Origin of the sequence: Vibrio sp. 10N.247.310.17, from assembly GCF_041466605.1 — a bacterium.
In the GTDB taxonomy this organism is placed as follows: domain Bacteria; phylum Pseudomonadota; class Gammaproteobacteria; order Enterobacterales; family Vibrionaceae; genus Vibrio; species Vibrio tasmaniensis_A.
In genome coordinates this window covers 1-10,616 of the sequence record NZ_JBFSTC010000074.1, presented here as the reverse complement: position 1 = coordinate 10,616, position 10,616 = coordinate 1, and the positions used below count along the sequence as shown (strand labels likewise).

Sequence of the window (10,616 nt, the reverse complement as noted above, 5' to 3'; positions counted from 1 at the left end):
TTCCCATGACCAGTTTGTAAGTTAACGCAGACAAAGCTTACCTACTCAGATTTAATACATTCCAAATTTCATTTCATATCTCATACGTCATAATTTATAAATATAACTATCAATTCATTAATTCTTATCAATTACTGCCTATGAATAAGTTCTTATGATAGGAGGCTCAATAACAAACTTATCTAAAACCACTTAACAACACCTCAATGAAGACAGGATAATGAATTCATGTTCGAGAAATACAAAAATCAAAGTGTTGGCTTCCAACTTAAGTTGGTCATTTTGCTGTGCTTACTTATCGCCTTTGGCTCTATCGCAACGCTCGTGTATCGCAATGCCTCACAAGTATTATTAGACAACACGTTAAGGGAACACCAATCCAAAGTAGAAGCGATGGCCAAAACCATATCTGGCCAATTCGATGCCTACCTGCATACCGCCAAAGTTTTAGAATCCACCTTTCGTAACGGTTACCTAGCAGGTGTTTATGTTGAGAATTACGACGTTGAGTTCAACGGTCATTCCATTCCTAACCTGACTCAATATGGTGAGAGCCTAATCAACGACACTAAACTCGTTGATAGCTTTACTCGCGACACCGGCGCTGTAGCAACCCTATTTGCCCCATTTGGCGATGACTTTATTCGCGTGTCTACTTCTCTTAAAAAACCGTCAGGGGAACGTGTTGTTGCCACAACGTTAGGCAAGGATCATCCTGGCTATAACAAACTCAAAAATGGCGAAGCTTATTACGCGCAAGTGAAGCTCTTCGGCCAACGCTACATTACCTACTACGCACCTTTAACGAATGCACAAGGCAAAGTTAACGGTGTCTCTTTCATTGGTCTACCCGTAGAAGAGGCGACACAAAACCTGTTCGAGTCATTGCGTTCTGTCTCATGGGGCGATACTGGCTATACCATCATCGTTGACAATGAAGAAGAGCATCAAGGCCAGTACTTACTGCACCCTACTAATGCTGGAGGTGATAAATCTATTGTGGATGTTGCCGACTACGACGGTAACAAACCTTTCTATCAACTCTTTGAGCAGCCATCCGGCTTGATTCTCTACCCTTTTGAGTATCAAGGAACAGTGGGCGAAAAATACCTCGTCTATACCGAAGTTCCGGGGTGGAATTGGAAGCTACTTGGCGGCACATTTATTAATGAAGTCACTAAAGGCAGCGACGAACTGCTGAAACTTATCGCGATAATCGCGACCTTGATTGCCGCCGCTACCATCGTCGTGTTAACGCTCGTATTGAACCGTACGTTGACGCCGTTAACGACTTTAAACGAATACATGATGCGCTTAGGAAAAGGCGAAGTCAGCTTACATATTCCAAACAACGGCAAACAGACTAAGAATGAAATCAGCAACCTAAATACCGGCGTTGCGAATATGGCTGCTCAATTGAATACACTCGTTGGAGAAATTCGTACGACCAGTGATCAAGTACAAAACAGCTCTAGCAGTGTGTCACAGGATGCTAGCCACAATCTGAGCCAATCTGACCGCCAGCAAGCACAGGTTGAGCAAGTCGTTACCGCTATTGAAGAGATGGCTACCTCGGCAGAATCTGTAGCGCAGCAAGTGAATAGCATTGCTGAAAATGTTCGCCTTGCAAATGAAGACAGCCAGAAAGGTTTAGAAGTCGTTGAAGGTGTGTGTATTGATGTTGCCCAGCTAAATGATCAATTAGACAAATCAGCATCGGCCATCGAGCAAGTGAGTTCTGATAGCGAAAGCATTCAAACCGTCACCAAGATGATTGATGACATCGCAGAACAAACCAACTTACTTGCGTTGAACGCTGCAATAGAAGCCGCGCGAGCGGGGGATCAGGGTCGTGGTTTTGCCGTGGTCGCTGACGAAGTAAGAACATTGGCTCATCGTACACAAACGTCAGTACAAGACGTAGTGAGCATCATCGAGAAGTTGAAATCTTCAACTAACAATGCCGTGAACCTGATGACACAAAGCCAATCGAATGCCAACCAAGTACTTGATAAAGCGCAAGAAGCAGGCACAGCCCTAGAGTCGATTGCCTCTCAAGTTGAATCTATTGCCTCTCAAGCTGAAACCATTGCTGCGACATCAGAAGAGCAAGCTCAGGTTTCTCAAGAAATAGCAGCGAACGCGCATGCGATCAGCGATTTGAACCAGCAAAGCCGTGAAACCAGCGCTAAGACTTCTCACAGTGCTGATGAACTTCAAAAACAAGCTGAGTCGTTAAAGAACCAAGTTAACTTCTTTAGCTAAAAACCGAGTTCACTGTTTCTATCAGTGACTTGCTCATAACCAATAGAGCCAACCATACGTTGGCTCTATCTCTTCACTGACAGCCTCTGTATCTTCACTAATTGCCGTAAACCAAGACAGCTGCGTTTATTCTAGCGCCCCACTATGCTTCCTGTTAAAATTTTGGACTTGAAATTTCTACCTCGAGTTCGCAATGACTTACCAATGCCCTTTGTGTCACCAACCTTTATCTCAAAACGATCGTACGTTTAAGTGTGAAAAGAACCATCAGTTCGACCTAGCGAAAGAAGGCTATGTTAATTTGATGCCAGCACACCACAAACGATCAAAAGATCCAGGTGACAACAAAGAGATGATGCAGGCTCGTCGCCGCTTCCTTGAAGGCAACCACTACGATCCAATGCGTCAAGCTGTTGTTGGTTTATGCGCTAGCTATCTGCCAGCAACCGCCCCTAGCCTATTAGATATCGGTTGTGGTGAAGGTTATTACACCAATGAAATTGCGGTAAACCTTCAAGAAAAGAATGGTGCGACTTTTGGCCTAGACATTTCTAAGATTGCTATCAAATACGCAGCTAAACGCTACCCTGCTGTCGACTTCTCAGTCGCTTCGAGCCATCGTCTGCCCTTTGCGGAAAACAGCTTAGACGGCATTCTACGCATTTATGCGCCTTGCAAGGCTGAAGAACTGCAGCGCACCATCAAAGACAATGGCGTGGTGATCACCGTGACCCCTGCTAGCCGACACCTGTATCAGCTGCGTGATGCAATTTATGATGGTGTTCGCTTGCACGACGAAGATCCAGAAATGATTGAAGGTTTTACTCTTGAGCATCAAGAGCAACTAAACTATATGATGGAACTATCGGGGTCAGACGCATTCGACCTGCTACAGATGACGCCATTTGCTTGGAAAGCGAGTGAAGAGTTTAAACAACAACTCATTGATGCTGAGCAATTCAACTGTGAAGCGGACTTTATGCTGCGAGTGTACCGCAAACAGGTTTAATTGATATTGATTATCGCTTGCATTGAAATGTCATCTTGCCTCCTTTAGTATGCGTGTTCTTCAAGGAGGCATTTCATGCAACGTATTATTCTTATCGGATTAGCGACCCTGCTTACAGCTTGTGCTAATCAACCTTCAAACAGCACTTCTCAACAAGTGGCTAACACGCAAACGGATACCGTTTCCACATTCTATGACTACCAGTTCGCTTCTCCACAAGGCGAAACACTTTCTCTCGATGCATTACCCGAGCAGCTGATTGACGCTGATGTGGTTCTTATTGGCGAATGGCACACGCATTCTGCTATTCACCGCTTCCAAACCGACTTCTTAAAAGCGCGCCGCAGCGCAACATCCAACATTGCGCTTTCAATGGAACAGTTCACTCGAGAGCACCAAGCCACGCTCGACCAATACTTAAACGGCGAAATTGGCGAACAGATTCTCATGTCTCAAGCGGCAGCTTGGCCAAATTACGAAAGTGATTACCGCGCGATAGTTGAGTTCGCAAAAGCCAACGACGTCGATGTTATTGCGGCAAATGCACCAAAGCCATTCGTGCAGTGTATTGGCCGTAAAGGATTGCCTTACCTAGACCAATTATCGACCGAGCAACGCCAATGGATTGCTGCCGAAGTGAATACTGGCGATAGCCCTTACAAAGAAAAGTTCATGGCTTCTATGCACCACGGTACGCCAGAGCAAACAGAAAAACAGTTTGCCGCTCAGGTAACCTGGGATGAAACCATGGCTGAGTCGATTATGGATTACCTAGCATCAAACCCTGATAAACAAGTAATTCATGTGGCTGGCAAGTTCCACACCGAGGGTGGTTTAGGGACGGCGGCATCAATTCTACATCGTAACCCTGATTTGAGAATTGCCATCATCAGTCCAGTTGAAGAAATCTCATCGGATAGCAGTGACTACCAACTAAAAGTGCTTTCTCCACCGGCTCGCTTTGTTAAGAAAGAGAACCGAATGACGGCATACAAGCACCTGTCAAAACGCAGCGCTAGCCTAGAGTGTGAGTAAGGTCTGTTGATCCACTCTTCTAAGCTAAAGAGTCGATGGGCTAATCCTAGATAATTAGCCCATCGTCAAAACTTGATCACGTTCCCATCATTCATCCTAACTCTATCTAAATCAAACATTCTTATCGGCACAAGACTTGCTTAGTAAATAGACGATTTAACCAAGCAGACGAAAATGTAATGTGCGAATAAAAAACATCACTATCGATGATTAATTGCACAAGTTTTTCACACCTCTGCCGATACTATATTTAAGGATAGGTAAGGAGAGCGATATGACGCCAGTAGGAACGAGTAATACTCAGCTGTATTCACCTTCGCAAATGAATGCACAAGCTAAAAGCACTGAAGCTGAAAAGCCTGCGCCGCTTAAGGTTGAGCAAAATACCGTGAAGCTTTCTGATGAAGGCAAAGCCCTATTATCTGCCCTTAAACAAATCGATAAAGAAGCTAAGAAAGTCGAAGCTGAAAACGCGACCGTTACCGATAAGGTTGAGTCATTTGCTCATGGCGCTCTAGGTATGGATCACCCAGATAAGATTGAAGAAGAAGACGATGGTTCTTATTCAGCAGGGCAATACTTATCCGCAGCGGCAACCGTTGGTGGCATTCTACTTGCCTTAATCTAACTTTCCCCTCTGTTACTGCACTTTCCTCTCTGCATTAAAGCGATTTGTCGTCACGACAACAGACCCGATTTGGTCTAAAAAACGAGTTCATTCCATAATTCCGCTCTCATTTTAATGGAATAATACTCGTGAAAAACACTTTTGAGCTTATTGATAAGCCTACTTTCTTTGGTGCGATTGCACTCCTACTCACGATAGTTTTCCCGCTCATTTTGTTCCCTGCACAGGGCGCAGACTGGATTGCGGTTGCGAAAACATTCATGACGGACCAACTTGGATTTTTATATCTTGCGCTAGGCCTCGCTGCCTGTGCATTTATGGTTTACGTTGTGTTCAGTGATATGGGACAAATTAAACTGGGTGAAGCTGATGAAGAACCTGAGTTCAAAACTGCATCATGGGCAGCAATGCTGTTCTGTGGTGGTATCGGCGCAAGTATCTTGTACTGGGGCTGTATTGAGTGGGCTTACTACTACCAATCACCGCCTTTCCAACTAGAACCCGGAAGTGAAGAAGCGGTTCGTTGGGCGGCAACTTATGGTTTGTTTCACTGGGGACCAATCGCTTGGTCTATCTACCTGATCCCAGCGATTCCTATCGCTTACTTCTTTTATGTGCGTAAACAGCCTGTTCTAAAGATCTCTAGTGCGTTAATGCCTGTTCTTGGTGAACACCGCAGTAAAGGCGTACCTGGAAAAATCGTCGATATCCTATTCATTTTCGGTCTACTGGGTGGCGCCGCGACAACACTAGGTTTAGCAGCACCTCTCATCACTGAAGGCCTGAACCACCTATTCGGCTTACCTAAAAATAACCTTACGCAAGCAATGGTACTTTTAGTTTGTACGGCAATTTTTGCTTACTCTTCTTATGCTGGCTTGGAAAAAGGCATCAAGATCCTGAGTAACATCAATTTCTGGGGTGCAATGGGTTTACTGACTTTCGTTCTGATCGCCGGTCCAACAATCTTCATGCTAGAAACAGGCTTAGACTCTATTGGTCGTCTACTGTCTAACTTCTTCGTGATGGCAACGTGGGCTGAACCATTTGGTGGTTACGGTACCTTTGAGAACACGCACTTCCCACAAGACTGGACCATTTTCTACTGGGCATGGTGGCTAGTATTTGCACCAAGTATGGGCCTGTTTGTTGCGCGTATCTCTCGCGGAAGAACCATCAAACAAATGGTGTCAGGTTCAATTTTCTTTGGCTCTCTAGGTTGTTTCTTGTTTTTCATGATCTTAGGTAACTATGGCCTATCACTGCAACTTTCTGGTGAACTGGATGTAGTAGCGATTTTGAATGCAGAAGGCGCTACCAAAGCTATCTTCTCGATGCTTGCGCAACTGCCAATGAGTACACTAGTTATCGCGGTATTTACGCTGCTGTGCATTATTTTCACTGCAACGACATTTGACTCAATCTCATACATCCTAGCGTCTGTTGTGCAAAACAACGTGACCGAAGAGCCAATGCGTTGGAACCGTATGTTCTGGGCATTCACACTGTCGTTCTTGCCAACGATTCTGATGTTCTTGGGTGGTCTAAGTACGCTACAAACGGCAGCAATAGTTGGTGGCTTACCGCTACTGGTGATCTCTGTGATGCTGATGATTTCAGCGGTTCGTGCAACTAGCCTCGACCTACGCCATCAAGACGCGTACATCGAGCCAACGATCAATATCGAAGAACTACCAGATATGGACCCTTGGTCTGCAGAAGGTATGGCACTGGCTCAATTTGAGAAAGAAAGAGATGCAGCACAAGAAGCTGCAGAACTTGAGCGTGTTGCTTACACAGAACTTGCCGCAGTGAAGAAAGAAATTCGCGCTTATGTGCTAGAACAAGGTGCACAAATGGAAACTCACGAGTTACCAGAGAACCTACAACAAGCACTTGAGCAGGCCGAGAGTAATCTTAGTGCCGCACAAGCGAAAAAGATCGAGTTATCTGAGCAAGCTCAGAATGCTCGTATCACGTTCAACCAGGTGGTTGCAGACTTACCGCTTGCTTGACATTAGCCATGACACAGTCCATTGATTTGGACCCTCCTAAATACGACAAAGGCTCACAGAAATGTGAGCCTTTTTTTATTCGGGTCATTTGCTACTAATAAGCAACTAACGGTTCGGGTGGTTCAGGATGTCTTCTCTCCTCTTTTTTTCTTAAGCTGTTTAGGCTAAGTCGGGGATAGGCGCACCATTAGCCAAAAGTCTGTACCCATTTGTACAAATGGCTGGCTGTAGGATTAGTTTTACGTGGTATGCACAGCATGCAAACATTGGTCGAAACATAGGCAAATCACAATGTTACTAAAACTGCTCAACATAATTGGCATCACAAGTTCGCTCACAAACACTTGAATGACCCGGTCAGTTGGAACGCTTTCACTAGACGCTGCAATCTTTCTAAAAAAGAGCAGATGCAGTGGCGCGATAGGCTTAACCTAGACCACCATTTTGATGGGGAATTTAGGAGGTAAAAATTGTTTGGTCGGGTAGTTCCATAATATGTTCACTACCATCCGAGTTTGCACCTCATAACCTCTCAATACTCATCATGGTGCATTTATTTACATTGCAAACCATTGTAGAATCTGACCAGACATAATTTACTAAAAAGAATACTTAATGGGCATTGTCAACAATCAAAATTCACCGAGCCAAGCTAAAAACCACTTAATGGACAAGCTAATAGGTTCATTAGGCGATACTGATGGCTTAACATACTTTTGCTACTTAGCATCGCAATATGGATTCAGCACCGCTGGCCGATGGAGTAGTCTTCAGAACATAATCGCCTGTGATATCGAATCAACTGATCAAGGTAAAATTCAATGTACCGTTGATAGACTTGAGACAGCTATTGACCGTTTTATATGTCAGTCTGACCATACTTATCAAATAGTAGAACTGAGTAAAAAGGATGCGACTAATATAAGAAAAAAAATCGTACCTCTAGGCGGTACACCAAGAACATCAGAGGCATATAAATTATACCCAGGTAAATTTAAGTTTGTTGATGGGCAATCTTACCCACAGGGGTTCAGTCTATGTAAAGTGACGGACTTAGGGGATGGGTATGCAATGATATACTCATCGGTAAAAGTAAAGCATTCATACAAAGGCTTTGATGATTACTCGCAAACATTCCACAATGTATTCATTCCTCACACCAAAGACCGTGTTGAATATCGAGTATCATCTGCTGCTGGTAAGCGTTTTTTAAATGAAGAGCTAAAAGAACTTCAAAAATCGTTTATAAATGATATCGCCATCCGTCATTCTGGAGTCGATGCAGAACCAGTAAACGTCTTCAAGGCCATTAAAAACCTATTTAACGATGTCAACGCAGGACGCATGAGCTGGGGAAGAATAGCAACATTTACAGAACGACCTTATTTATCTTCAAGTGCATCTTCAGATCCGGGCCATTGTGGAAGATCCGAGTTAGCTATCCACAAGAAAAGTAAAAATGGCAATGATTATCATCCTTGGCAGATTGTTATCCAGTTTAAGTATTCACCGAGTGAAGATGAAGAAATGCAAGTCGAGTTTTTGCCTCATCGTTTTGACTGGAAAGAGGAGCGGTGTTTTAGCTTTAATGTAAAAGAACCTAAGAACAGTATGGAATTAACAAAAACTATCAATGACATAATATTTAGGTCTTAGTATGAGTTACGAAACTGGGCGCGTAGACAAAGAGCTATTGTGTGAGCGAATAAACATTGTTCGAGAATTGTCATCGACACATGAAAACTCCGAGCCTATTGACAGTATCCTTGATTTTATACAATCACACCCAAGTCAGACATATTACACAATCGTTGATTTGATCGATGCATCTAAAACAACAGATCTTGCGAGTTTAATGGATAGCGTAATCTTCCTATCATCGAAACCGATTTGGATATTTTCTCTTCAATTTTGTTACTTCCCTCAAGGTAACGACGAAACAATTGAAATTACTGCCGAGTCATATTTCGAAGCAAAAATGCACGGTCTTGCCCCTGTAGATACAAAAGGTAGAGAGTTAGAAGATTTCGATAACAAAAGGCTTGGTTTCTCTTGCTTCATTCATCCGAGGTTACGACACGGATGAACCTAGGTGATGTTTTTGAAAAATTAGACGATGAAGTACCGAGAGAGAAACAAGCTAAAGCTGCGTTACCATTTGCGAACTATCTTGAATACAAAGATTTTATTTATGTACTTTACGAAAAACTCGATAAGTATATTCAAGCTATAGAAAACGACGCAGACCAGATGCTTGGGAAGGACGAAGACGCACTTACATCAGAGATCATACGACAGCTTAACGCTAGTGAGTTATTTGATGCAGAATCTCAAGTAAAAAGAGGTGGTGGGGCAGTAGATTTAGTTGTAAAAGGTTTCGGACATGAATGGATAGCTGAAGCAAAAAAACTTACGACTAATGATAAAGTATTTGAAGGTATTTTGCAGTTGGTCACCCGTTATGTAAGACAGGACCAAAAAGCTGGTTTGTTGGTATACATTCAAAGTGGCAACTTTGCTGATAAAGTAAAAAATTGGAAAAATTTCCTATCTGAGCAAGGATCTTGGAAAACATATGTTGAACAACGGGTTGAGGTAGAGTATCGAGATGATATAACCAAGTTGTTTGAATCCCACGATTTCCTAGAACACCAACCCTATACTTCTGATGCTAAAATTGCTTTAGATAGAGGAACTGACCTTAATATACGTCACTTCTTTTGTAATTTAGTCTATAAACCGATGGATAAAAGTGCAACTCAGGCAAAAAAAGTCAGGGAGGGGTTAGCGATGGAATCTCTAAGAGAAATCTACGACCACAGCACATCTGTTACGCCTAAGGCAATAGATGTAACTGAAGTTCAAAACGCTCTTTCACTCCTATTTAGAGAAGTCAAGAAGTAGAATTTGTCTTTCCACGACAAAGAAGAGTTCCCACAAGAGTGTCTGTCAGAAAGCTAGAGCGTGACAACAAAAAACCATGGCTCTGCGAATGTAACCCACAAGGCCGAAAAGGTAGCGTATTCGTAAACGTGTCGCTACCAAAGCCGAAGCACTTGCGTTCGAAAAGTTCACAATGAACGAAGTAGACGACAAACCGTAGCTTATTAGACATGATTGACCTATGGCAAGAACGCCACGGTCAATCTTTAGCGCATTCAAAATACACCTATAACAAATTAAAGGTTCTAGCGTTGGCAATGGGCGACCCGCTTTACGACAAACTCACCTCATCAATGTTCACAGAATATCGAACCCGCCGCCTTGCAGATGAAGTGGCCGATCTTCAAGGAAATAAAGCCAAGGTTACGTTTCGCACTTGCAACAATGAACAAGATTTATTGAACGCGGTAATTGTTGAACTGAAACGAATGGGCGAATGGAAAGGCGAAAACCCATTGCAACAGGTTCGCCAATTCAGATTGCACGAACAAGAAATGGAGTTTCTTACTGTTGAAGAGATGCAGCATCTAATCGAAGCGGCAGAAGCTCATCCGTACCATGACGATTTACACAAAGTAATTAAGCTATGTTTGGCTGCTGGCGGGCGATTTAGAGAGTCTGTAACTTTAACTGGGGCGCAGTTGACTAAATACAAAGTTACATTCACGGTGTTTTTCAAGGTAGTTGTCATCATTTGCTTGCTTATTAAGCAGCTTCTCTT

General features: G+C 43.3%; 8 protein-coding genes and 1 pseudogene. All 9 read left to right on the top strand.

The window, feature by feature from the left end:
* Positions 1-228 precede the first annotated feature (228 nt).
* Entirely contained in the window at positions 229-2,265 is a 2,037-nt protein-coding gene (locus AB6D80_RS18085; RefSeq protein ID WP_009848661.1) for a methyl-accepting chemotaxis protein, read from the top strand.
* A gap of 193 nt (positions 2,266-2,458) precedes the next feature.
* Positions 2,459-3,274, top strand: a complete 816-nt coding sequence (gene rlmA / locus AB6D80_RS18080) for a 23S rRNA (guanine(745)-N(1))-methyltransferase (RefSeq protein ID WP_017104039.1) — start codon at positions 2,459-2,461, stop codon at positions 3,272-3,274.
* 75 nt (positions 3,275-3,349) lie between these two features.
* Positions 3,350-4,309, top strand: a complete 960-nt coding sequence (locus tag AB6D80_RS18075) for a ChaN family lipoprotein (RefSeq protein ID WP_371707214.1) — start codon at positions 3,350-3,352, stop codon at positions 4,307-4,309.
* 274 nt (positions 4,310-4,583) lie between these two features.
* Complete coding sequence (locus tag AB6D80_RS18070; RefSeq protein ID WP_029223121.1) at positions 4,584-4,937, top strand: hypothetical protein; 354 nt, start codon at positions 4,584-4,586, stop codon at positions 4,935-4,937.
* 128 nt (positions 4,938-5,065) lie between these two features.
* Positions 5,066-6,952 carry a BCCT family transporter gene (locus tag AB6D80_RS18065; protein WP_012603497.1) on the top strand — a complete coding sequence of 629 codons (1,887 nt, stop codon included), beginning with the start codon at positions 5,066-5,068 and terminating at the stop codon, positions 6,950-6,952.
* Positions 6,953-7,567: 615 nt separating this feature from the next.
* A complete protein-coding gene (locus AB6D80_RS18060; RefSeq protein ID WP_102249317.1) occupies positions 7,568-8,608 on the top strand; it encodes a hypothetical protein in 1,041 nt (346 codons plus the stop codon).
* Between the two features lies 1 nt (position 8,609).
* Positions 8,610-9,038 carry a hypothetical protein gene (locus AB6D80_RS18055; protein WP_102249316.1) on the top strand — a complete coding sequence of 143 codons (429 nt, stop codon included), beginning with the start codon at positions 8,610-8,612 and terminating at the stop codon, positions 9,036-9,038.
* On the top strand, positions 9,035-9,856 hold the full coding sequence (locus AB6D80_RS18050) for a hypothetical protein (protein WP_102249315.1): 822 nt from the start codon (positions 9,035-9,037) through the stop codon (positions 9,854-9,856). Before AB6D80_RS18055 ends, AB6D80_RS18050 begins: the two co-directional genes overlap by 4 nt.
* A gap of 38 nt (positions 9,857-9,894) precedes the next feature.
* Positions 9,895-10,616: pseudogene (locus AB6D80_RS18045) on the top strand (site-specific integrase); the annotation flags it as partial.

Excerpts from the sequence above, each read along its gene's own strand:
- AB6D80_RS18085 (WP_009848661.1), top strand. The coding sequence starts at position 229 with ATGTTCGAGAAATACAAAAATCAAAGTGTTGGCTTCCAACTTAAGTTG.
- rlmA (WP_017104039.1), top strand. The coding sequence starts at position 2,459 with ATGACTTACCAATGCCCTTTGTGTCACCAACCTTTATCTCAAAACGAT.
- AB6D80_RS18075 (WP_371707214.1), top strand. The coding sequence starts at position 3,350 with ATGCAACGTATTATTCTTATCGGATTAGCGACCCTGCTTACAGCTTGT.
- AB6D80_RS18070 (WP_029223121.1), top strand. The coding sequence starts at position 4,584 with ATGACGCCAGTAGGAACGAGTAATACTCAGCTGTATTCACCTTCGCAA.
- AB6D80_RS18060 (WP_102249317.1), top strand. The coding sequence starts at position 7,568 with ATGGGCATTGTCAACAATCAAAATTCACCGAGCCAAGCTAAAAACCAC.
- AB6D80_RS18055 (WP_102249316.1), top strand. The coding sequence starts at position 8,610 with ATGAGTTACGAAACTGGGCGCGTAGACAAAGAGCTATTGTGTGAGCGA.
- AB6D80_RS18050 (WP_102249315.1), top strand. The coding sequence starts at position 9,035 with ATGAACCTAGGTGATGTTTTTGAAAAATTAGACGATGAAGTACCGAGA.